General features: G+C 71.7%; 19 protein-coding genes, 1 pseudogene and 1 riboswitch. Of the genes and pseudogenes, 2 read left to right on the top strand and 18 right to left on the bottom strand.

The features are described 5' to 3' along the window. Nucleotides 1-2 precede the first annotated feature (2 nt). The 5 genes from AC1RRS_RS02590 to AC1RRS_RS02610 all read right to left on the bottom strand — a co-directional run bounded on the left by AC1RRS_RS02590 (nt 3) and on the right by AC1RRS_RS02610 (nt 3,585). Nucleotides 3-299, bottom strand: a complete 297-nt coding sequence (locus AC1RRS_RS02590) for a type II toxin-antitoxin system RelE/ParE family toxin (RefSeq protein WP_492853809.1) — start codon at nt 297-299, stop codon at nt 3-5. A 10-nt stretch (nt 300-309) separates the two neighbouring features. Continuing rightward, a complete protein-coding gene (locus AC1RRS_RS02595; RefSeq protein ID WP_492853810.1) occupies nt 310-525 on the bottom strand; it encodes a hypothetical protein in 216 nt (71 codons plus the stop codon). A 33-nt stretch (nt 526-558) separates the two neighbouring features. Beyond that, entirely contained in the window at nt 559-1,230 is a 672-nt protein-coding gene (locus tag AC1RRS_RS02600) for a response regulator transcription factor (protein ID WP_487287981.1), read from the bottom strand. 190 nt (nt 1,231-1,420) lie between these two features. Beyond that, the gene (locus AC1RRS_RS02605; RefSeq protein ID WP_487287980.1) at nt 1,421-2,998 is read right to left on the bottom strand and encodes a Do family serine endopeptidase; all 1,578 of its coding nucleotides are present in this window, start codon (nt 2,996-2,998) and stop codon (nt 1,421-1,423) included. Nucleotides 2,999-3,144: 146 nt separating this feature from the next. Further along, on the bottom strand, nt 3,145-3,585 hold the full coding sequence (locus AC1RRS_RS02610; protein ID WP_492853999.1) for a cytochrome c-type biogenesis protein: 441 nt from the start codon (nt 3,583-3,585) through the stop codon (nt 3,145-3,147). Nucleotides 3,586-3,606: 21 nt separating this feature from the next. On the opposite strand from AC1RRS_RS02610, the pseudogene AC1RRS_RS02615 reads away from it, so the two are divergent. Further along, a pseudogene (locus AC1RRS_RS02615) lies at nt 3,607-3,737 on the top strand (hypothetical protein); the annotation flags it as partial. Here the strand turns inward: AC1RRS_RS02615 and AC1RRS_RS02620 are convergent. The 7 genes from AC1RRS_RS02620 to AC1RRS_RS02650 all read right to left on the bottom strand — a co-directional run bounded on the left by AC1RRS_RS02620 (nt 3,735) and on the right by AC1RRS_RS02650 (nt 11,443). Next, complete coding sequence (locus tag AC1RRS_RS02620) at nt 3,735-5,717, bottom strand: heme lyase CcmF/NrfE family subunit (protein ID WP_492853811.1); 1,983 nt, start codon at nt 5,715-5,717, stop codon at nt 3,735-3,737. The pseudogene AC1RRS_RS02615 and the gene AC1RRS_RS02620 overlap by 3 nt on opposite strands. Continuing rightward, nucleotides 5,714-6,208 carry a cytochrome c maturation protein CcmE gene (ccmE, locus tag AC1RRS_RS02625; protein WP_492853812.1) on the bottom strand — a complete coding sequence of 165 codons (495 nt, stop codon included), beginning with the start codon at nt 6,206-6,208 and terminating at the stop codon, nt 5,714-5,716. Before ccmE ends, AC1RRS_RS02620 begins: the two co-directional genes overlap by 4 nt. Beyond that, nucleotides 6,205-7,326 (bottom strand): c-type cytochrome biogenesis protein CcmI, encoded by a 1,122-nt coding sequence (gene ccmI, locus AC1RRS_RS02630; RefSeq protein ID WP_492853813.1) that lies wholly within the window; start codon nt 7,324-7,326, stop codon nt 6,205-6,207. Before ccmI ends, ccmE begins: the two co-directional genes overlap by 4 nt. A gap of 73 nt (nt 7,327-7,399) precedes the next feature. After that, on the bottom strand, nt 7,400-8,734 hold the full coding sequence (locus AC1RRS_RS02635; RefSeq protein WP_492853814.1) for a hypothetical protein: 1,335 nt from the start codon (nt 8,732-8,734) through the stop codon (nt 7,400-7,402). A gap of 173 nt (nt 8,735-8,907) precedes the next feature. Then, entirely contained in the window at nt 8,908-10,299 is a 1,392-nt protein-coding gene (locus AC1RRS_RS02640; RefSeq protein WP_492853815.1) for a sensor histidine kinase, read from the bottom strand. Between the two features lie 22 nt (nt 10,300-10,321). After that, complete coding sequence (locus AC1RRS_RS02645; RefSeq protein WP_487287973.1) at nt 10,322-10,999, bottom strand: response regulator transcription factor; 678 nt, start codon at nt 10,997-10,999, stop codon at nt 10,322-10,324. Between the two features lie 126 nt (nt 11,000-11,125). Beyond that, a complete protein-coding gene (locus AC1RRS_RS02650) occupies nt 11,126-11,443 on the bottom strand; it encodes a PepSY domain-containing protein (protein ID WP_110133196.1) in 318 nt (105 codons plus the stop codon). Between the two features lie 156 nt (nt 11,444-11,599). Further along, nucleotides 11,600-11,814: riboswitch (cobalamin riboswitch) on the top strand. Nucleotides 11,815-11,928: 114 nt separating this feature from the next. On the opposite strand from AC1RRS_RS02650, the gene metE reads away from it, so the two are divergent. Further along, nucleotides 11,929-14,271 (top strand): 5-methyltetrahydropteroyltriglutamate--homocysteine S-methyltransferase, encoded by a 2,343-nt coding sequence (metE, locus tag AC1RRS_RS02655; RefSeq protein WP_492853816.1) that lies wholly within the window; start codon nt 11,929-11,931, stop codon nt 14,269-14,271. 123 nt (nt 14,272-14,394) lie between these two features. On the opposite strand, the gene AC1RRS_RS02660 is transcribed toward metE, so the two are convergent. The 6 genes from AC1RRS_RS02660 to AC1RRS_RS02685 all read right to left on the bottom strand — a co-directional run bounded on the left by AC1RRS_RS02660 (nt 14,395) and on the right by AC1RRS_RS02685 (nt 21,286). Beyond that, a complete protein-coding gene (locus AC1RRS_RS02660) occupies nt 14,395-14,679 on the bottom strand; it encodes a hypothetical protein (RefSeq protein WP_492853817.1) in 285 nt (94 codons plus the stop codon). Nucleotides 14,680-14,808: 129 nt separating this feature from the next. Further along, nucleotides 14,809-15,732 (bottom strand): DnaJ C-terminal domain-containing protein, encoded by a 924-nt coding sequence (locus tag AC1RRS_RS02665; RefSeq protein WP_492853818.1) that lies wholly within the window; start codon nt 15,730-15,732, stop codon nt 14,809-14,811. 88 nt (nt 15,733-15,820) lie between these two features. Further along, nucleotides 15,821-19,564 (bottom strand): baseplate multidomain protein megatron, encoded by a 3,744-nt coding sequence (locus tag AC1RRS_RS02670; RefSeq protein ID WP_492853819.1) that lies wholly within the window; start codon nt 19,562-19,564, stop codon nt 15,821-15,823. Then, entirely contained in the window at nt 19,564-20,007 is a 444-nt protein-coding gene (locus tag AC1RRS_RS02675) for an NlpC/P60 family protein (protein WP_492853820.1), read from the bottom strand. The genes AC1RRS_RS02670 and AC1RRS_RS02675 overlap by 1 nt, the downstream gene beginning before the upstream one ends. Next, nucleotides 20,004-20,654 (bottom strand): phage/gene transfer agent baseplate hub protein, encoded by a 651-nt coding sequence (locus AC1RRS_RS02680; protein WP_492853821.1) that lies wholly within the window; start codon nt 20,652-20,654, stop codon nt 20,004-20,006. The genes AC1RRS_RS02675 and AC1RRS_RS02680 overlap by 4 nt, the downstream gene beginning before the upstream one ends. Continuing rightward, the gene (locus AC1RRS_RS02685) at nt 20,654-21,286 is read right to left on the bottom strand and encodes a phage distal tail protein, Rcc01695 family (protein WP_492853822.1); all 633 of its coding nucleotides are present in this window, start codon (nt 21,284-21,286) and stop codon (nt 20,654-20,656) included. Before AC1RRS_RS02685 ends, AC1RRS_RS02680 begins: the two co-directional genes overlap by 1 nt. Nucleotides 21,287-21,322: the final 36 nt, after the last annotated feature.

A 21,322-nucleotide genomic window follows, 5' to 3' on the forward strand; every position in this document is an offset into this window, starting at 1 on the left:
CTTCAGGTCTTCTTGCCGATCAGAACGTCGAGGTCGCGCCGGCCATCCAGGACCCGCAGCACCTCGACGCCGCCCGATATCGGACGATAAACGATGATCCACGGCTTGACGCTGTGAACGCGCGCGCCGCGGCGTGTGGCCCGGCCAAGGTGCGGAAAAGCCGCCAGGTTTGGCAAGGCCGCCTCCAGTCTCCTCAGCACCGACGATGCGGCCGAAAGCCCGTTGTCGGCGACGACCTGACGAAAGATGTCGCGCAGGTCCGCCTCAGCCTTGGCCGTGGTGACGAAACGCGGCGGCACGGTGGACGGGTCAGGCCTTGCGCTGGACTTGAAGAAACCGCGAGGTTTCCTCTGCGATCAGCTTTTCCACGTCGAGCACCGAGCGCTCACCGTCCTGGGCGTCCGCCTCCGCGACGAGCACTTCCAGCGCATCGCCATTGCGCGACAGCCAGGCGTCCAGATCCGCTCCGGAAAGCTCCGGATCAACGGGAGCGCCTTTCGCAACGGGCTTGGACGGCTTGTTCATGGCGCTCAGCCTAACACGGGTCCGGCAGGCCGCCTACGGATCGAGCCGGTAGCCCGCCCCGCGCACGGTCTGCAGCATGGCCCGGTCGAACCCCTTGTCGATCTTCGAACGCAGGCGGGAGATGTGCACGTCGATGACGTTGGTCTGCGGGTCGAAGTGGTATTCCCACACCTTCTCCAGCAGCATGGTGCGGGTCACCGACTGGCCGGCGTGGCGCATCATGAATTCCAGAAGCTGGAACTCCCGGGGCTGGAGGTCGATCTCCTTGCCCTGGCGATGGACCGTGCGGTTGATGAGGTTCATCTCGAGCTCGCCCACCTTCAGGGTGGTGGCCACCGCGCCCGTCTCGCGGCGACGCGACAGGGCCTCGACGCGGGCGATCAACTCGGGGAAGGCATAGGGCTTGACCAGATAGTCGTCGGCGCCGGCCTTCAGGCCGTCGACCCGGTCGCCCACCTCGCCCAGGGCCGACAGGAACAGCACCGGCGTCTGGTCGCCCTCGCGGCGCAGGGTCGAGACCACCTCGACGCCGTTCTTCTTGGGCATCATCCGGTCGACGATCAGCACGTCGAAGCCGCCCTTGCCGGCCTCGGTCAGGCCCGCCTCGCCATCCGGCGCGTGGACGCATTGATAGCCGGCCTCGGTCAGGCCGTGGGACATGGCGGCGGCGGCCTCCAGATCGTCCTCGATGATCAGAATACGCATCAGCCAACCCCTCGTGCGCCGTCCGGATGGAGAAACAACCCACGTTCTCCCGATTCTGTCGACCGGAGCGATAGCGAGCGGTCTGATACCGGCTTTACGCGCGAGCGTACCTTAAACCTTGGTCACATACGAAAAATCCCGCCCCGGAGGTTTCCGGGGCGGGATCGATCGGTTGACGCTGGGAGAACGCTTACGGCGCGATCTTCAGCGGCACGATGGTCGGGCGGCCGGCGCGGACGATGCGCAGGTTGACGCTCGGACGCTGCAGCTTCTTGGCCGCCTCGACCGCGGCGTTGACCTCGGCGACGGTCGCGACCGGCTCGCCGTTGACGCTGGTCACCACGTCGCCCTTGCGCAGGCCCTTCTCGCCGGCGTCGGACGAAGCCTTGACGCTGTCGATCAGCAGACCCTTCACGGCGGTGTCGATGCCGTTGGCCTTGCGGGCCGCGTCATCGAGAGGCGACAGGCTCATGCCCAGGGCCTCGACCTTGGGAGCCGCCGGCTTGGCCGGAGCGGCCTGATCGCCGCCGTCCTCGTTGTCGTTGTCGGCCAGTTCCTTCTCGGTCGGGCGCACGCCCGAACGGATCTCGACCGTGCGGGGCTTGCCGCCACGCAGGACGGCCAGCTTGATCACCTCGCCCGGACGGGCCTTGGCGACTTCGCGGGTCAGTTCCGAACCGCTCTTGATGGCCACGCCGTTGACCGAGGTGACCACGTCTTCCGGCATCAGGCCGCCGCGCTGGGCGGGGCCGCCCGGCACCAGGTCGGCGACGATGGCGCCCTTGACGTCGGCCAGGCCCTGGGCTTCGGCCATCTCGCTGGTGAAGGGCTGGATCTGGGCGCCGATATAGCCGCGCACCACCTTGCCGCCGTTGATCAGCTGCTTGGCGGTGGCCTCGGCCACGTCGGCCGGGATCGCGAAGCCGATACCCACCGAGCCGCCGGTCGGCGAGAAGATCGCCGTGTTCACGCCGATCACCCGGCCGTAGATGTCGAACGACGGACCGCCCGAGTTGCCGCGGTTGATGGGGGCGTCGATCTGGATGTAGTCGACGAACTGCGAGGAGTTGTCGCCCAGGTCGCGGCCATAGGCCGAGATGATGCCGGCCGTGGCGGTGCCGCCCAGGCCGAACGGGTTGCCGATGGTGATCACCCAGTCGCCGACCCGCGGGCGGGCCTGGTTCTCGAAGTTCACGAACGGGAACGCCGCGCCCTTGGCCTTGGGATCGATGACCTTGATCACCGCCAGGTCGGTGCTTTCGTCGCGGCCGACGATGGTGGCCTTCAGTTCGCGACCGTCCTTCATGACGACGTTGATGCCGTCGGTGTCGGCGTCGGCGACCACGTGGTTATTGGTGACGATGTAGCCGTCGGCCGAGATGAAGAAGCCCGAGCCCGAGGACTGCTGCTTGGGCGCCTGGGCGGCGTCGTCGCCGTCCTCGCCCGGCTTCTGGCCCTTGGGCACGATGTCGAACGGCAGGCCTTCCAGGCCCGGAATGCGCAGGCGGGCCTTGGGATCGGCCTTGGACGTCACGTCGATCTGCACGACGGCCGGCGAAACCTTCTCGAAGATGTCGGCGAAGGACAGCGGCGCGCCGGGCGGCGGGGCGAACATCGGGGCGGCGGTGGCCGAGGCGCGCACCAGCTGCGGCTCCTGCTCCGCGGCGCCGGCCGGTCCCATCCGCATGCCCACGCCCGCCAGGGCGGCGCACGCGACGCCCGCCCCCGCGACGGCGCCAACAATGAATCCTGACTTCCGAGCAGCCATCTTTCGTCTTTCCTCAACCCACGGCGCTTTGCGCCGGGTTCTGTCGAACAGAACCTAGTCGCACCAGCAATTCGTGCAACGGTTCCAGGATTATCTTTCCTTCACCCACGCGGCGCTTCTTGCGGCGTCATCGCGGCGCAATCGTGTCATTCTTTCCCGAGCAGACCGCGCAGCCGCGCTTCCTCCTCGGCCGACAGCGCCTCGGGCGGCGCCTCCGTCTCCCGCCGGCGCCGCAGCAGCGCGACCATCAGCCCGCCGCCGGCCAGCAGAACCGCCAGCGGCGTCAGCCACAGCACGGCGTTGCCGGGCGAGAACGGCGGCTTCAGCAGCACGAACTCGCCGTAGCGCTCCGTCAGGAACGCACGGATCTCGCCGTCGCTCCGGCCCTGCTTCACTTGGTCGCGCACCAACACCCGCAGGTCGCGGGCCAGATCGGCCTCGGAATCGTCGATCGACTCGTTCTGGCAGACCAGGCACCGCACCTGCTTGAAGATTTCTCGCGCCCTGGCCTCCTGCCCCGGATCGGCCAGCCGCTCGGACGGGTCGGAGGCCGCGGCCATGCAGGCGACGGCGGCCAGGGTGATCATCAACACGCGCCCCTTCTCCCCTTGCGGGAGAAGGTGTCGGCGAAGCCGACGGATGAGGGGTCGCACGGAGGGTTCTGAGAGACCCCTCATCCGACCCGCTGCGCGGGCCACCTTCTCCCGCAAGGGGAGAAGGATCGCTTGGAGCACACTCACACCTGCGCTCCCTTGGCCTTCCGTCCGACACCCAGCCGCAGCCGGCGATCCGACAGCGACACCGCCCCGCCCAGGGCCATGATCAGCGGTCCCAGGAAGATCAGCCGCACCCACGGATTGACATAGGCCCGCACCAGCCAGGCCGGCTCGCCCGCCGGACCCGCCCGGCGCTCGCCGATGACCACGTAGAGGTCGTCCAGGCCGCGCGGGCACAGCGCCACCTCCGAGGTCGTCTGGCCGCCGACCGGGAAGAACCGCCGCTCGGGCTCGGCCGTGCAGACGAAACCACCGGCCTTCTTCTCGATCCGCACCACGCCGCGCTCGGCCAGGTAGTTGGGACCGTCCAGCGTGCCGACGTCGGTCAGGGTCAGCACATAGGCGCCCAGCTCGATCTTGCCGCCGACGCCCAGGGCCTGGGCGCTCTCGACCCGCCAGGCGGTCTCGAAGCTGGCGCCCAGCGCGAAGAGGCCAAGGCCGGCATGGGCGATGGTCATGCCCCAGGCCCCGCGCGGCAGGCCCGAGAGGCGCCGGCGCACCTCGGCCCAGGGGGCGCGGAAGGCCTTAACCCGCTCGGCCAGTTCGGCCAGCGCGCCGCCGATCAGCCAGAAGCCCAGCACCAGGCCCAGGCTCGCCAGCGCCTTGCGCGGGGTGACCAGGGCGTAGGCGGCAAGACCCAGCACCGCGGCGATCACCAGCGCCAGCCACAGCCGCCGCACCACCAGCCGCGCGTCGCCGCGCTTCCAGGCCAGCAACGGTCCGGCCGGCAGGATGGCCAGGGCCAGCACCAGCAGCGGCGTGAAGGTCAGGTTGAAGAACGGCGGCCCGACCGAAACGGCCTCGCCGTCCAGGGCCTCGCGGATCAGCGGATAGAGCGTGCCCAGCAGCACCGTCGCCGTCGCCGCCGACAGGATGATGTTGTTGAGCACGATGGCGCTCTCGCGGCTGACCGGCGCGAACAGGCCGCCGGCGTTCAGGCTCGGCGCGCGGATGGCGAACAGCACGAAGCCGAAGCCGGCCGCGATCCCCATGATCGACAGCAGCAGCACGCCCCGCGTCGGATCGACGGCGAAGGCGTGGACGCTGGTCAGCACGCCCGAGCGCACCAGGAACGCCCCCAGCATCGAAAAGCCGAAGGCCGCCAGGGCCAGGAACACCGTCCAGCCCGGCAGGGCGCCGCGCTTCTCCAGCACGATGGCCGAGTGCAGGAGGGCCGCCCCGATCAGCCAGGGCATGAAGCTGGCGTTCTCGACCGGGTCCCAGAACCACCAGCCGCCCCAGCCCAGCTCGTAATAGGCCCAGAAGGCGCCGAGCGTGATGCCGACGGTCAGCAGGCTCCAGGCCGCCAGGGTCCAGGGCCGCACCCAGCGGGCGAAGGCCGCATCGACCCGGCCCTCGATCAGGGCGGCGATCGCCAGCGAGAACACCACCGAAAAGCCGACATAGCCCGAATAGAGGAACGGCGGATGCACGGCCAGGGCCCAGTCCTGCAGCAGCGGATTGAGCGAGCGGCCCTCCACCGGCGGGTCCGGCAGGCGGGTCATCGGGTTCGAGGCGAAGACGGTGTAGGCCAGGAACAGCACGCCCAGCGCGCCCTGCACCGCGATGGCCCAGGCCCGCAGGCGCGGCGGCAGGCGCTCGCCGAACACCGCCATGGCCGCGCCGTAGCCGGTCAGGACGAGGCACCACAGCAGCATCGAGCCCTCGTGGCTGCCCCAGGCGCCGGCCACCTTGTAGAGCAGCGGCTTGGCGGTGTGGGAATTGGCCGCGACGTTGGCCACCGAGAAGTCGGAGGTCACGAAGGCGTAGATCAGGGCGGCGAAGGCGCAGGCCAGGGCCGCGAAGGTCGCCACGGCCGCGCCGCGTCCCGCCCCCGCCAGCGCGCCCGACCGCCGCATCGCCCCGACGGCGGAAAGGCCGCTCTGGGCGACCGACAGCACCAGGGCCAGGACCAGGGCGAACGCGCCGAACTCGACGATCATCGGGCGGTCTTTCCCTCACCGTAGGACGGCGGAGCCGCGCCCTCGCCGCGCCACTCGCCCTGCTCCTTGATGGCCTTGGCCACCTCGCGCGGCATGTAGCGCTCGTCGTGCTTGGCCAGCACCTGCTTGGCGACGAAGACGCCGCCTTCGTCGAACGATCCGGAGGCGACGATCCCCTGCCCTTCGCGGAACAGGTCGGGCAGGTCGCCCTGGTAGCGCACCTTGCTGGTCGCCTTCTGGTCGGCGACGACGAACTCCACCAGGCCGTTCGGGTGCTTGACCACGCTGCCGGCCTGGACCAGCCCGCCCAACTGCACCTTGCGGCCGGCCGGCACGTGGGCCTCCTGGGCCTGGGCCGGGGTGTAGAACAGCGAGATCGAGTCCCGCATGCCGTACAGGGCTAGGCCCGCCGCCAGGGCGGCGACCGGCGCGATCGCCAGCAGGATGGTCAGACGCCGGCGCGCCTTGCGGGACTTGGGCAGGAAGCTCATCGGGGAACCGAAGTGGCGGCGGGCGCATCGGCGGCCTGGCGCAGGGCGGCCAGCACGCGCGGCTGATCCTTGAAGCGCTCGGTCGCGGTCTTCAGGGCGGCGTCGCGGCGGGCGACGTCGCCCAGCACGCCATAGGCGCGCACCAGCCGCACCCAGCCGTCGGCGTTGTCGGGATCGGCGGCCAGCTTGGCGGCCAGGCTGTCGACCATGCCCTGGATCATCTCGGGGGTGACGCCGCCGTCAGCGGCGGCCTGGGCGGCCTGCGAATTCGGCTCGACCAGCCGGCCGGCCTTGGCCGTGCGATCGATCTCGCCGGCCAGGATCGCGCGGCGCTCGTCGGCCGGCGGCAGCGAGGCCAGCAGCGCCCGCCAGCCGGCCAGGCCCTCGTCCAGCTTGCCGTCGGCGATCAGGGCCTTGGACAGGTGATAGCGGGCGGAAAGGTCGCTCGGGTCGCGCTTCAGCGCCTCGGCGAAGGCCATGCGGGCGTCGGGACCGACCTGGCCGTTGTCGCCGGCCACGAAGGTCTCGCCCAGGGCGGTCCACAGGTCGGCGCGCTGCGGGGCCAGCCGCACGGCGCGGCGCAGGGCCTCGCCGGCCCCGACGGCGTCGCCGCCGGCGATGCGCACCAGGGCGAGGTTGCGATAGAGCTCGGGATCGTTGGGTCGGGTCTTGGCCGCCTGCTCCAGCACAGCGGCGATGCGCGGCGGGTCCAGCATCGACGGGTCGGTAGACTTCCACTCGGCCACCCGGCGGGCGAACGGCTGGTCGGCCGCGCCGGGCGCGCCCACCAGCACATAGACCACCACGGCCAGCAGGGCGGCGATCGCGGCGACGGCCACCACCGCGCGGCGCGGGCCTTTACCGTCCTGGGGCCAGTCGGCCGCGCCCTGGTCGGCGGCGGCCAGCAGGCGGCGGCCGGCCTCGGCGCGGGCGGCCTTCAGCTCGCTGTCGGCCAGCAGGCCGCGCTCGGCCAGGTCGTCGATCTCGGAAAGCTGCCGGCGGTGGACGGCCAGGGCCGGGTCGTCGCCAGCGGGCGCGAGCCCGTGCGCGGCGCCCCGCAGCACCAGGGCGGCGGCGGCGGCGGACAGACCCGCGGCGGCGATCCAGAAACCGATCATGGTTCGCTGTTAGCCGCAGATCGACCTGCGCGTCAGTGAAAAAAGCACGTAAGGCGCAGATTGCGCGGAAGCGCTAAGCCGCCATCGCCGCGACGGCCCGTCGGCGGACGATCTCGGCGGTCTTCTCGTCGCGGGTGTGGGCGATGTAGGCGGCGGCGATCTCGAGATAGGCGCGGGCCACCTGCGGGTCGCCGCCCTCGCCGGTGCGGGCCACGTGCAGGCTGTCTTCGATGTACTGGTCCAGCCGCTGGTTCAGCTTCTCCAGCACCTTGGCGCGGGTCGAGCCATAGCCGGCCTGGGCCGCGCAGGGCCGCAGGTCCTCGATGAAGGCCAGGGCCGAGGCGGCGCGGCGCACCAGGGCCGCGTCCGGCGCCTCTTCCAGCTTCGGCACGCCCTTGCCGCCGCCCATCTTGCCCATCATCGAGATCGGCCGCAGCGGCAAGGCCAGGCCCAGCTCCTTGTCGGCAGCGTTCATCCGCGTCTCGGCCGCCTGGGCCGCGGCCTGCTTGAACTTGGCCAGGCGCTTGCCCCACGGGCCGTCCTTGGCCACGTCCACGGCCTGCTCGAACTCGGTCAACTGGTGGGCGATGCGCTGGGCCGAGGCCGCCGCCGAACGGCCCGAGGCCTCGCCGCCCTCCAGGTCGAAGCCGCGCACGTGCTCGATGCTGGCCTCGATGTCGGCCAGCATCCGCTCGCCGAATTCCTTGACCTCCGACGAGGCCAGGTAGCGGTCGTTGGGACGGTCCATCACCGCCGAGATCACCCGCAGGATCCGCCAGGGCTCGGGAAGGTGCGCCGCCAGCATCTCGAACATCCGCGGACCGGCGTCGTCGCTGATCGCGCAGGCGTCGCGATAGGCCAGGCGCGCGGCCGCCGCGCGCTCGCCGCTCATCCGGCTGACCCATTCCGACAGTCGCGGCAGGGCGTTGCGGACGATCACCGACAGGTCGAGATAGTCGGCCAGCTCGTCGGCGTCGCAGATCTGGGCGATCGCTTCGTACTCGGGCCGCTCGGCCGCGCGCAGGCCTCGGGCGGCGATCTTGCACAGCTCGTTGAAGACGTCGGGCGCGCCGTTGTCGAGATCCCAGGGATTGCAGCGCGCCGCGCCCTCGGCGACCTGGCGCGGCGCCTCGACCTTCAGCGCCTTCCACAGCAGGGCCAGCGCCCGGCGCGGAAACTGCGGCAGGTCCTCGGCGCGCGGCTGGCACAGCGGCGCGATGGGGGAAAGAATGGTGTTGCGGACGTAGCGATCGGCGGTCTCGTCCTCGACCATGGCCCGCACGGTCGCCAGCGCCCCCTGCCCGCCGGCGTTGGCCAGGGCGAGCTCGAGACTGCGCAGGGCCGCATCGGGCGCGGTCTCGACCAGCGTCCTGAGGATCTGCAGTTTGTGCGCGGCGATTGCGGGCATCGATCTCCGCCGGGGACGGGACATGTCCAGGCAGCGTCAACCATGTTGCCAACGAGGTTAAGACTTTCCGAAACCGCTGCTTTTTCAACACCGCAAGGCAAGGCGAAGTGTCGCGGCGCCGAAAGCTCCACCTTGACGACAGCGCGCTATCGCCAGAGTGGCGCGCGGTAGCGTTAACCCTCCGCGCGCGGCAGCGACAGCACCACCCGCAGGCCGCCCAGCGGCGAATCGTCCAGGGTCACCGAGCCGCCATAGGCCCGCGCCAGTTCGTCGACGATCGACAGGCCAAGCCCGGTGCCCGGCGTGTGCTCGTCCATCCGCTGACCGCGCTTCAGCGCCTGGGCCCGCTGCTCGGCCGGAATGCCCGGGCCGTCGTCGTCGACGGTCAGCAGCATGCGGCCCTCGCCGTCCGCCTTGGCCTCGGCGCGGATGCGGGCCTTCGACCACTTGCCGGCGTTCTCCATGACGTTGCCGGCCAGCTCCATGAAGTCCTGCCGCTCGCCCTGGAAGCACAGGTCTTCCGGACAGCGCCAGTCGATCTCCACGCCCCGCCCGTCGTTCTTGTCCTGGAAGATCCGCTCCAGGGTCACGGCCAGTTCGTCGAGGATCGGCTCCACCGGCGTGCGCTCGCCGCTGGTCTGCGAACGCGCCGCCGCCCGCGCCCGGCGCAGATGGTGGTCGACCTGCTCGCGCATGGTCTGGGCCTGGCGCTCGACGACTTCCGCCAGCGCCCCGCCCTGCTGGCTGGCCTCGGTCAGCATCACCGACAGCGGCGTCTTCAGGGCGTGGGCCAGGTTGCCGACGTGGGTGCGCTGGCGCTCGACGACTTCCTGGTTGTGGGCCAGCAGGCCGTTCAGCTCGCCGGCCAGCGGCTCCAGCTCCTCCGGATAGGGCCCGACCAGCCTTTCGGCCTTGCCGCTGCGCACCCCGGCGATCTCGCGACGCAGGCGGAAGATCGGCTGCAGGCCAAAGCGCACCTGGACGACGATGGCCACGATCAGGCCCACGCCCAGCAGCAGCAGGGCGAAAGCCGTGATCCGGCCAAAGCGGTCGGCGTCGTCGTCGATCGGGGATCGGTCCTCGGCGGCGATGAACACCACCGGCGCCGGATGCCCCGGCAGCCGCGTCAGGATCGCCGCCGCCCGCAGCGGCTTGTCCTGCGGCCCGCGCATGTCGAAATAGAGGGTCTTGCCCGGGTCGGCCGTCAGCCGGTCGATCTGGGCGGTCGAGAGCATGAGATCGCTGTCGAACAGCGAGCGCGAGCGCTCGATCGCCGAGAGCCCGCCGCCGCTCTTCTGGGCGAAGATCGCCCAGTAGCGGCCGGAATAGGCCCGCGTGGCGCGGATGTCGGTCAGGAACGGCGCCTTGACCACCCCGTCCTCCACCGTCGAGCCGGCATAGAGGTCGTCGGTCAGCACCGCCAGCGACTGGTCGAAGCGGCGGATGGCCGCGTCGCGGAACTGGGCGGTCAGGAAGGCCCCGGCCGCCAGCAGCACGAACAGCGTCCAGATCGCCGCCAGCAGCACCAGCCGCCGGACGAGCGAGCGCTTGCGGAAGTCGAGCATCAAGCCTCGCCCCCGCGCGCGATCACCCCGCGGTCTCGCCTTCCAGCGGGATCAGGCGGTAGCCGAGGCCCCGCACCGTCTCGATGCGGTCGGCGCCCAGCTTCTTGCGCAGCCGGCCGATGAACACCTCGATGGTGTTGCTGTCGCGGTCGAAGTCCTGGTCGTACAGGTGCTCGACCAGCTCGGTGCGGCCGATCACCCGGCCCTGGTGCATCATCATGTAGTGCAGCAGGCGGTATTCCAGCGAGGTCAGGCGCAGCGGCTCGCCGTTGACGCTGGCCCGCGCCGCGCGCGGATCCAGGCGCAGGCCGCCGCAGGTCAGGCTCGGGGCGGCGTGGCCGGCCGAGCGCCGCAGCAGCGCCCGCAGGCGCGCCAGCAGTTCCTCGGTGTGGAAGGGCTTGGTCAGGTAGTCGTCGGCCCCGGCGTCGAAGCCGGCGACCTTCTCGCTCCAGGCGCCGCGGGCGGTCAGGATCAGCACCGGCGTGGCGACATTGCCGCGCCGCCAGCGCTCCAGCACCGACACCCCGTCCACCTTGGGCAGGCCAAGATCCAGGATCACCGCGTCATAGGGCTCGGTCTCGCCCAGGAACTGGGCCTCCTCGCCGTCGGCGGCGTGGTCGACGGCGTAGCCCGCGTCGGAGAGGGCCAGCTTCAGCTGGCGCGACAGGTCGGGATCGTCTTCGACGAGCAGGATGCGCATGTCTCGGGGAACTCCCTAGAGCCTGTCCGGTTCGGACGGTCCCGTCCGAACCGGATAAACAGGCTCGCAATCAAAAGGTGGAGCGTGACGAACGCCGAAATCGCTCATGGTCTCAGCCGTCACGCCCTACCCGCCGCTGAGGATCCGGCCGCTCTCGGCGTCGACGATGAAGTCGATGCGGCGGCCGTCCGTGGTCGCCCAGCGGATGCGGTAGTTGCGACCTTCCAGCCCTGCGTCGAGCAGGCGGCCGGGGGTGCGGCGGGCGATGCTGTCGATGACCGCGCTCAGCGGCACCAGGCGGCCCGACTGCACGCCGCCACGCGCCTGGTCCTGCCGGGCGCGCCAGTCGGCGCCCAGCGAGTCCGGGCCGCGCTGGGCCAGAGCCGCGCCCGGGAGGGCGGCGACGATGGCGGCTGCGGCGAGTATGGCGCGGATCGGCTTCATGTCGTCCGGTTTAGAGGAGCACGGCTGAATGGAGACTGAACGCGGGGTTTATGAACGGTGTGCGACGTCCTGTCACGGGCCAAGCCCCGCTCGACCACAATCTGAAATCACATAAAGATATCTTTATGTCCTTGTTGACAACGCAGACCGGCCCAGGCTTGATAAGCGGGTCGTGGTCTGCGGACGTTTTGCGTCCAAAGCTAAGAGGGAAGCCGGTGTGAAACCGGCGCTGCCCCCGCAACTGTAAGCGGCGAGCGGCCGTCCGATACGTGTCACTGATGCGCCGAACTCGACTCGGTGGCGCATCGGGAAGGCCAGGACGGCGGCGTCGACCCGCGAGCCAGGAGACCTGCCTCGACAGATAACGTCCTCCGGCGGGGTGCCCGGTCTGGTCGCTAGCTCCAGGCGCGGGTCGGCCAGCCCGTTCGCGCGCCTATGCCTGCGCCCCGTCCAGCCTCCGTCACCATCGAGACAGAGGCTAAGAAATGACCGTCACCGTCGCCGCCCTCGGCTTTCCCCGCATCGGCCCCCAGCGCCGCCTGAAGACCGCCCTCGAAGCCCACTGGGCCGGCCGCCTCGACGCCGAGGGGCTGGAAACCGAAGCCGCCGCCCTGCGTGCTCTCGCCTGGCGCCGCCAGGCCGACCTCGGCGTCGACCACGTCCCCAGCGGCGACTTCTCGCTCTACGACCACGTGCTCGACACGGCCGTCATGGTCGGCGCGATCCCGGCCGCCTACGGCTGGACCAGCGGCCCGGTCGACCTGCCGCTCTACTTCGCCATGGCGCGCGGGACGCAAGGTGGCGGGACGCAAGGCGCGCCCGAGACCTGCAACCACGGCTGCTCGCATCAGACCGGAACCGGCCTGCCGGCGCTCGAGATGACCAAGTGGTTCGACACCAACTACCACTACCTCGCGCCTGAGCTGGTCCCCGGCCAGGCCTTCACCCTGGCCTCGACCAAGATCATCGACGCCTTCCTCGAGGCCAAGGCGCAAGGGATCCACACCCGCCCGGTCATCCTCGGCCCCGTCACCTTCCTCAAGCTGGCCAAGTCGAAGGATCGCCACTTCCAGCCGCTATCGCTGCTCAGCACCCTGCTGCCGGTCTATGCCGACCTCCTCCAGCGCCTGGCCGCCGCCGGCGCCGACTGGGTGCAGATCGACGAGCCCTGCCTGGCGCTCGACCTCACCGACTTCGAACGCGCCGAGATCCGCCGCGCCTACGGCGCCCTGACCCATGCCGCCCCGCGCATCAGCATCCTGCTGGCCAGCTATTTCGGGACCTATGGCGACAACCTCGCCACCGCCGCCAACCTGCCGGTCGAGGGCCTGCACCTGGATCTCGTCCGCGCCCCGGGCGACCTCGACGCCGTCCTCGCCCTGGCCCGCGACAGCCTCGTCCTGTCGCTGGGCGTCGTCGACGGCCGCAACGTCTGGCGCGCCGACCTCGAGGCCATCCTCGACCGCGTCGAGCCCGTCGTCTCCGCCCGTGGCCCCGACCGCGTGATCCTGGCCCCGTCCTGCTCGCTGCTGCACACCCCGCTCGATCTCGCCATCGAGACCAGCCTCGACCCGCAAGTCAGCCAGTGGCTGGCCTTCGCCGTCCAGAAGCTGGAGGAGCTGGCCGTCCTGGCCAAGGCCCTCAACCAGGGTCGCGCCGCCGTCCGCGACCAGCTCGCCGCCTCCAGCGCCGCCGTCGCCTCGCGCCGCACCTCGCCGCTGATCCACGACGCCGCCGTCCAGGCCCGCGCCGCCGCGCTGACCCCGGCCGACGCGACCCGCGCCACGCCCTTCGCCGAGCGCATCGCCCTGCAGCAGGCCAGGCTCGCCCTGCCGCCCCTGCCGACCACCACCATCGGCTCGTTCCCGCAAACCGCCGCCGTCCGCCAGGCCCGCGCCGCCCACGCCAAGGGCCAGCTGCCCGACGCCGACTACCAGGCCTTCCTGCGCGCCGAGACCGCCCGCGCGGTGGCCTGGCAGCAGGAGATCGGCCTCGACGTGCTGGTCCACGGCGAGTTCGAACGCAACGACATGGTGCAGTATTTCGGCGAGCGCCTGACCGGCTTCACCTTCACCAAGCACGCCTGGGTCCAGTCCTACGGCTCGCGCTGCGTGCGCCCGCCGATCCTCTACGGCGACGTCTCGCGCCCCGCGCCCATGACGGTCGAGTGGTGGGCCTACGCCCAATCCCTCACCCCCCGCCCGATGAAGGGCATGCTGACCGGCCCGGTCACCATCCTCCAGTGGTCGTTCGTCCGCGACGACATCCCCCGCTCTGAGACCTGCCGCCAGATCGCTCTGGCCGTCCGCGACGAGGTCGTCGACCTCGAAGCCGCCGGCGCCAAGATCATCCAGATCGACGAAGCCGCCCTGCGCGAGGGCCTGCCCCTGCGCCGCGGCGACTGGGACGCCTATCTCGCCTGGGCCGTCGAGGCCTTCCGCATCGCCGCCTCGGGCGTGGAGCCCCAGACCCAGGTCCACACCCACATGTGCTATTCGGAGTTCAACGACATCATCGCCGCCATCGGCGCCATGGACGCCGACGTCATCTCCATCGAGACCGCCCGCTCGAAGATGGAGCTCCTCGACGCCTTCGAGGCCTACGCCTACCCGGCCCAGATCGGCCCCGGCGTCTACGACATCCACGCCCCCCGCAGCCCCGCGGCCGCCGAGATGCTCGACCTCCTGGAAAAAGCCGGCCAGCGCCTGTCGTCGTCGCAGCTCTGGGTCAACCCCGACTGCGGCCTGAAGACCCGTCGCTGGGAAGAGGTGGAGCCGGCCCTGGCCAACATGGTCGCGGCGGCCAAGGCGGCGCGGGCGCAACTCTGATCCCTCTCCCCTTGCGGGAGAGGGAGGGGCCCATGCGCAGCATGGGAGGGTGAGGGGTCTCTCAAACGCAAAACGCCGCGACAGCCGATCAGCTGTCGCGGCGTCCAAAATCTGAGAAACCCCTCATCCGTCGGCTTCGCCGCCACCTTCTCCCGCAAGGGGAGAAGGACCTCCCAGCGCCGCCTCCCACTCGGTCAGCCCCGGCGCGTGCAGCCACGAGTGCAGCCGCCCGCCGTGCGCATCCGCCAGCACCAGCGCCTCGCGGAACATCAGCCGCAGGGCGCGGTTGGTCAGGGGTTGCTCGCGCCGCAGGAACAGCATCTCGCGCTCGATGTCGGCGCGGGCGATCCGCCAGCCTTTGGGCTGCGTCAGCGCAGCGATCGTCTCGGCGGGCAGGTCGAGGCGCACCTCAACCGTGTGCGGCCGCCGCCGGTCCAGGCCGTGCGACGCGCGGAAGCACCAGAACAGCGACCGGGCGCGCCAGACGTTCAGGATCCTGGCGCGCAGTTCCGGAGGATAGAGGGAGGGGTCCAGGCCCTACCGCCGCTTCGGCGTGTAAGGCTTCTGATCCCGCCAGGCCTGGGCGAACTTTTCCAGGTCCTCGTCGATGGTCTCGGGCAGGGTGACGATGAGCCGGGCGTAGAGGTCGCCGCGGTGGCCCTTGGCGTCCGACAGGCCCCGCCCCTTCAGCCGCAGCTTCGAACCGCTGTTGGCGCCCTTGGGCACGGTGACGTTCACCGGGCCGTCGGGCGTCGGGGCCTCGACCTTGCCGCCCAGCACCGCGTCGGGGATCGACACGGGCAGGTCCATGACCAGGTGCTCGCCTTCCTTGCGGTAGATCGGGTGGGCCTTGACCGCCAGTTCGATCAGGGCGTCGCCCGGACCGCCGCGTCCCGGGCTGCCTTGCCCCTTCAGGCGAAGCGTCTGGCCTTCCTGGGCGCCGGTCGGGATGGTCACGTCGATGGTGCGGCCGTCGGAGAAGGCCACGCGCTTCTTGCCGCCCTTGATCGCCTCTTCCAGGTCGATCTCCAGCTTGGCGCGCACGTCCGCGCCCTTGGCCGAGAAGCCGCCGCCAAAACCACCGCCGCCGCCGCGATTGCGGCCCAGGATGTCGCCGAACAGGTCGTTGAGGTCGACTTCGGGCCCCTCGCCGCCGCGACCGAAACCGCCGCCCCGGTTGAAGCCGCCGCCGCCGAACGGATTGCCGCCCGCCCCGCCGAAGCCGCGCATGGTCTCGCGCCCGTCGGCGTCGATCTCGCCGGCGTCGAACTTCTTCTTCTTCTCGGCGTCGCCGAGGATGTCGAAGGCCGCGCTGACCAGCTTGAACTTGTCCTCGGCCTTCTTGTCCCCCGGGTTGGTGTCGGGGTGATACTGCTTGGCCAGCTTGCGGAACGCCTTGCGGATCTCATCGGCGCTCGCGCCGCGGGAAACACCAAGCTCCAGGTAGGGGTCGCGCGCCAAGGAAGGCCCTCGAAGGACTAGGGATAAAAGCCGAAGCCCCTCACTTAGGCCGTTCCGCGCCGGGCGCAAGCCAAATGTTGCATTAATATCACAGACCCGTTGCCGCAGGCGCGCCCCAGCCCCAGCTCGCCGAGCCCTGCCTCACCCGCGCCGACAGGGCGCCGGACGGTCCTGACGGCAGGTCCTGCGCCCGCATCGCCGCCGTCCAGACGAAGCCCCCCGCCTCGACATCGGCCGCCCGCACCACGGTCTCGCCGGCCAGGATCTCGACCCGCCACAGCGCCTCGCCGGCCGGAACCTCGGCCTCCCAGCTGTCGCCGCCGATCCGCGCGCGGGCGATCCACGACAGCCGCACATCGCCGTCCACCGTCCTGGCCCGCAGATGCGCCGGCGACCACGGCCGCAGGGCCAGCCCCCGCCACGTCGCCGCCGCCTGCGCCATCGCCGTCCCCGCCGCCGGACCGCCGGCCGGCGCCGCCCGCCAGACCAGCGGCAGCCCCCGCTCGGCCGACCCCAGGTCAGCGCGGACCAGCGCCTCATCGACCAGCACCACCTCGGCGCCCGCCGGAACGAGGTCCGCCACGTCCGAGCCGCCCTGCCCGCGCAGCAGGCCGCCCAGGGCGAAGACCTCGCTCCCCACCGCCTCGGTGGTCAGGAACTGCAAGAGCTCCCAGCCCTCCCCGTTCCGAACCGCCAGCAGGTTCTCGCCGGCCAGCACCGCCGCCCGGCTACGGCTCTGTGGAACGCCGCCCTCCAGCCGCACGACCAGCCGCGTTCCCCGATCGAAGCGATGGCGCGGTCCGGCCGGCAGGTCGCTCAAGGTCACGCCCACCACCGCCGGCGCGCTCGCATTGGCCCGCACGCGCAGCGCGTCCACCGCCACGCCGGCATGCACGTCGAAAGCCCGCCAGGGCTGGGCCGACACCGCCACCAGCGGCCGCGCATCGTCCTCCGCCTCCGGCAGCGGCGGCAGGTCCAGCACCACCAGGGCCGGCGGCCCGGTCACCGACGCGGCCGGCGCCGGCGTCCAGTCGATCGCCCCTGCCGCGCCCGCCTCGGGCAGGACCGGCAGCAGGCGCGCCCGCGGCCGCTCGTCCATATCGACCCGCGCTGCGCGCCAGGCCTCGCCGTCCAGCGCCAGCCGATCCCCGGCCCGCCAGCGCAGCGCCGCCAGCGGCGACAGGTGCACGATCCGCTCGCGCCGCACGGCCGCCTCCGCGTCCAGCCGCCGCCCGGCGACCACCGCCGCCTCGGCCGCCGTCAGCACCAGCGGCGCATCGACGTCCAGGGTCTCGCCGTCACCATTCCGGCGCACGATCAGCGCCCCGGCCTGATAGTCGCGCGCCAGGTCGACGAACCGCAGCCGCACCGCGCCGGCCGCCGGCTCCAGGATCCGCGCCGCGCTCTGCGCCGCCTCGCGATCCTCCGGCCAGGCCAGGTCGTCACCCGCCAGCGCGCCCAAGGCCGGCCCCGAGCGCGATACCAGCCGCACGCCCCCGCCGCGCTCCACCACGTCCAGCCCGAAGGCCTCGGTCAGCGGCGCCAGCGCATCCCGCAGGCGCATCGGCCGGTCGATCACATAGCCGGCGACCAGGCCCGAGGCCTCGCCCGGATCGATCTCGACCCCGCCCCGCGCCGCCACCGCCAGAGCCAGTTCACCCACGCCCATCGATCCCGCCCGGCCGTTCAGCCAGTGGCCCAGGCTCCAGTTGCCCGCATCCGCCCACACGCCCGACCGCGCCGGAAAGTCCGGAAACGGCCGCGCGTCCCAGCACCACGCGCAGGCCTGCTCGATCATCGGCCCGCCATAGACCGGCGACACCGGATTGGCCGCCGGCTCGGCGATCCAGCCCAGCACCGCCTCCAGCGCCCGCCTCTGCCCCAACTCGTCGCGCGTTCCGTCCGAGAACGGCGGCAGGGCGCTCTCGGCGCTTTTCGCATCGATGAACAGGTTCGGGGCGTTGCCCCCCTTGTCCACCGCCCCGCAGCCGAACTCGATCAACCGGATCGGCTTGGACATCGGAACCCAGGCCGTCGGGCTAACCGAGCGCACGCCCAGCGGCCGGTCGTGATGCGAATGGCTCCACCAGGCCAGCAGGTCCTTGGGCCGGAACACCCAGGCCTCGCCATGCGCCCCGTCGGTGATCGGCGTGCGCGCCTGCGCGGCCCGCGCCGCGTCGGAGGCGTAGAACCAGTCGAAGCCCTCGCCGCCCGTCAGCCCGTGACGCAGATAGGCCCAGTCATGCGGCCCGCCCCAGCCGGCGACGGCGTCCAGATGATCCATCCCGTCCCGCCAGTCGGTGATCGGCGGATAGTAGTCGATCCCCACGAAATCGATGTTCGCATCGGCCCACAACGGGTCGAGATGGAAGTGCACGTCGCCCGAGCCGTCGGCCGGCTGGCTGCCGAAATACTCGCTCCAGTCGGCCGCGTAGCCGACCTTGGTCGCCGGTCCGACCAGCGCCCGCACCTGCCCGGCCAGCGTCTTCAGCGCGCTGACCGCCGGAAAGCCCGCCGCGTCCCGCAGCCGCGTCAGCCCGACCAGCTCCGAGCCGATCAGGAAGCCGTCCACCCCGCCGGCCTGCGCCGCCAGGGCCGCATAGTGCCGCACGAACCGCCCATAGCCCCACGGCCCGTCGAAGAAGGCGCTCACCTGGGTCGTCGCCGCCGCCGTCTTGTGCGCCGTCCCCCGCCGCCCCGGCCCCGGATGGCAGGTGATCCGCCCCCGCCACGGATAGGCCGCCTGCTCGGCGCCGCCGTACGGATCCGGCAGCCCGTTGCCGGCCGGCACGTCCATCAGCACGAACGGATAGAGCGTCACCGCCAGACCCCGCCGCTTCAGCTCGACGATCGCCTGCACCACCGCCGCGTCGGCCGGCGTGCCGCCATAGGCCACCCCGCCGTCGCTCGACGAGATCAGGCGCGCCGCGCCCCGCTCGACGCCCGCCACGCTCCAGGCCATCGGCTCGGTCGGCTTGTCGGCCAGCTCCACGCCCGGCCGGATCTCGCACGACCCGCAGCGCAGGTCGGTCCCGAACCAGGCCACCACCAGGTTCACGCGCCTCACCTTCGGCAGCTGCGCCTGCAGCTGGTCCAGCGACACCAGCAGATCGGCCCGCCCCTCGGCGTTGTTGAGGTTCTCCGCGCTGGTCCGCGTCAGGCCCGAGCGCCGCAGCACCACGTCGGTCGCCAGCACGAACTCGCCCGCCCCCGGGATCAGGCAGACGCTTTCCAGCCGGTCCTCCAGCGCGCTCCCGTCGCCCGCCGGCCGACGGAACACCTCGAACGACAGCTGCGGCGGCCGCCCGCCGAAGTCGTCCAGCATCAGGTCCTCGAACACCACATAGGCGACGCCCCGGAAGGCCGGCGCGGCGTCCTCGCCCTCCACCGCCACGATCAGCGGATCGGCAAGCTGGTCCTCGGTTCCGCGATGCACCCGCATCGTCACCCCGTCCATGTCCAGCGCCTTGCCGTCGGCCCACACCCGCCCGATCCCGTCGATCGGCCCCTCGCCCACGGCCAGGGCGAACGACAGGCTGTAGCCGTACGACCGCGTCCGCCCGGCCTTGCTGCCGCTGGTCGTGCGATGCTCGCGAAACCGCGCCGCCCAGATCACCTGCCCCGCCACGCGCGCGCGGCCGAACACGCACGGCATGGCCGCGCCCTCGGCCGCCGCCGTCAGCTTCAGCTCCGAGATCCGCGGCCCGACCTGCCGGGCCGGGCTCAGCGAGGCGATCAGGCTCTGGTCGATCGCCGCCCCGATCGTCGCGCCGATGGCGCTCCCGGCCGGGCCGAACTGCGAGCCGACCGACTGCAGGATCATCTGGGCCATCAGACATGCTCCGGAAAGGAAAAGGCGGCCGCCAGCCGGGGCCGCCACCAGGCGCCCAGCCAGGTCTCGACGCAGGCCCGGCCCCAATAGGCGTGGATCATCCGCGTCCCTTCACCTGAAAGGATCGCGCAGTGCTTGGCCGAAACGCCCCGCGCCATGCGGAACACCAGCACGTCGCCGGGCCGCGCCGCCGTCGGCTCGAGCGGGATCAGCACGCTCGCCAGCCCCGCCAGCAGCGGCTCGCCCTCGCCCAGTTCGGCCCAGTCCGGGCGATAGGGCGGCGGCGTGATCTCGGCCCCGCCCAGCCCCCGCCACACCCCGCGCACCAGCCCCAGGCAGTCGCAGCCGACGCCCTTGAGACTGGCCTGATGCTGATAGGGCGTGCCGATCCAGCCCCGCGCCTCGGCGAGTACGAGGTCGCCCATGGAGCCGCGCGCGCTCATCGCCGCCCCCCGTCGTTCTGGTCGCCCTCGACTGGATACAGCGTCAGGAAGTCCTCGCCCGGCAGGCTCGGAAAGCCCCGGAAGTTGACGCCGTTGGAAAACACCTCGCGGCAGGTCGCCCACCGCCGGTCGCAGGTCGCGCCCGGCAAGGCCGCCAGATCCATGCCGCAGCGCGCATCGCCCAGGCTGGCGTCGCAGCTGCGGGCGTAGGTCCGCCCGACCACCCGCTCCAGCGCCGCCGCCGGCCCCTCCAGTTCGGCGGTGAAGGCCCCGCCCGTCCACGACACCCGCGCCACCCTGGCCCGCCACAGCTCGACGAAAAGCGCCGGCGCGCTCCAGTCCACCCGCAGGCAGGCCACGATCGCCCCGTCATAGAGCCCGGCCTCGACATCCGCCGCCGTGATCGCCGCGTCGTCGAACGCCCCCAGCGCCGCCGCCAGGCCCGGCGCGAAACCCGCCTCGTCCTCGACCGCCCCGGCGCTCCAGCCGCTTGCGGCCCGGCAGGCCGCGCCTTCCGCCACCAGGTCCCGGTCATGGTCGGTGAAGCCCAGCACCACGCCGTCCGCCCGGGTCAGCACCCAGGCGTGGCACAGGCTCGCCGCCCCGCTCTCGATGCGCTGGGCCAGCGCCTCCGGCACGGCGCGCATCAGACCCGCACCTCGACCAGCGACACCGCCCCGACCCTGGCCGCGCCGAACCCCTCCAGGGTCACGTCCAGCCGGTCGAGGTCGAAGCGCACCGGGGTGTCGAACAGGAAGCCGGCGCTCACTGTCGCCCCCGCCGCCGGCGCGGCCGCCAGGGTCACGACGCCGCTCGCCGCATCCACCGCGAAGGCCCCGGCCGCCTGCTCGACGCCCGCCACCGCCACCCGCACGGTTCCGGCCTGCGGCTTGGCGATCGTGCGGACCACCGCCGTCTCACCGCTTCCATAGGCCTTGACCAGCTGGAACGCCGTCCGCGTCCCGTCGCCGGTTCCCAGCATCTGATCGGTCGGCGCCGGCGCCAGCGACGGCGCGCACGACTTGAAGTCGGCCGGATCCCGGAACCGGAACCCATGCAGCCGCCCCCGCCGCGCCTCGAAGAACGCCACCAGCTCGGCCGCCTCGTCCAGGCTGCGGCTGGCCGTGCCGATCAGGTAGCGCCGCCGCCCCTGCGCCCAGGGGCTCGACCGCCGCTCGAAGCCGGACGCCAGGCCGACCACCTCGGTCCGCCGCTCGATCCCGCTGGTCCCGCCGAAGGCCAGGCGCAGCGGCAGGCGCGTCTCGTGAAAGGCGCTCATCCGAGCCCTCCTTGACAAGGATATGGAATGTGAGTG

Source organism: Caulobacter sp. GW821-FHT12A07, assembly GCF_058807655.1.

Excerpts from the sequence above, each read along its gene's own strand:
- AC1RRS_RS02670 (WP_492853819.1), bottom strand. The coding sequence starts at position 19,564 with ATGGCCCAGATGATCCTGCAGTCGGTCGGCTCGCAGTTCGGCCCGGCC.
- AC1RRS_RS02600 (WP_487287981.1), bottom strand. The coding sequence starts at position 1,230 with ATGCGTATTCTGATCATCGAGGACGATCTGGAGGCCGCCGCCGCCATG.
- AC1RRS_RS02675 (WP_492853820.1), bottom strand. The coding sequence starts at position 20,007 with ATGAGCGCGCGCGGCTCCATGGGCGACCTCGTACTCGCCGAGGCGCGG.
- AC1RRS_RS02635 (WP_492853814.1), bottom strand. The coding sequence starts at position 8,734 with ATGCCCGCAATCGCCGCGCACAAACTGCAGATCCTCAGGACGCTGGTC.
- AC1RRS_RS02595 (WP_492853810.1), bottom strand. The coding sequence starts at position 525 with ATGAACAAGCCGTCCAAGCCCGTTGCGAAAGGCGCTCCCGTTGATCCG.
- AC1RRS_RS02610 (WP_492853999.1), bottom strand. The coding sequence starts at position 3,585 with ATGATCACCCTGGCCGCCGTCGCCTGCATGGCCGCGGCCTCCGACCCG.
- AC1RRS_RS02620 (WP_492853811.1), bottom strand. The coding sequence starts at position 5,717 with ATGATCGTCGAGTTCGGCGCGTTCGCCCTGGTCCTGGCCCTGGTGCTG.
- AC1RRS_RS02605 (WP_487287980.1), bottom strand. The coding sequence starts at position 2,998 with ATGGCTGCTCGGAAGTCAGGATTCATTGTTGGCGCCGTCGCGGGGGCG.
- AC1RRS_RS02685 (WP_492853822.1), bottom strand. The coding sequence starts at position 21,286 with ATGAGCGCCTTTCACGAGACGCGCCTGCCGCTGCGCCTGGCCTTCGGC.
- ccmI (WP_492853813.1), bottom strand. The coding sequence starts at position 7,326 with ATGATCGGTTTCTGGATCGCCGCCGCGGGTCTGTCCGCCGCCGCCGCC.
- metE (WP_492853816.1), top strand. The coding sequence starts at position 11,929 with ATGACCGTCACCGTCGCCGCCCTCGGCTTTCCCCGCATCGGCCCCCAG.
- AC1RRS_RS02680 (WP_492853821.1), bottom strand. The coding sequence starts at position 20,654 with ATGCGCGCCGTGCCGGAGGCGCTGGCCCAGCGCATCGAGAGCGGGGCG.
- AC1RRS_RS02645 (WP_487287973.1), bottom strand. The coding sequence starts at position 10,999 with ATGCGCATCCTGCTCGTCGAAGACGATCCCGACCTGTCGCGCCAGCTG.
- ccmE (WP_492853812.1), bottom strand. The coding sequence starts at position 6,208 with ATGAGCTTCCTGCCCAAGTCCCGCAAGGCGCGCCGGCGTCTGACCATC.
- AC1RRS_RS02640 (WP_492853815.1), bottom strand. The coding sequence starts at position 10,299 with ATGCTCGACTTCCGCAAGCGCTCGCTCGTCCGGCGGCTGGTGCTGCTG.
- AC1RRS_RS02650 (WP_110133196.1), bottom strand. The coding sequence starts at position 11,443 with ATGAAGCCGATCCGCGCCATACTCGCCGCAGCCGCCATCGTCGCCGCC.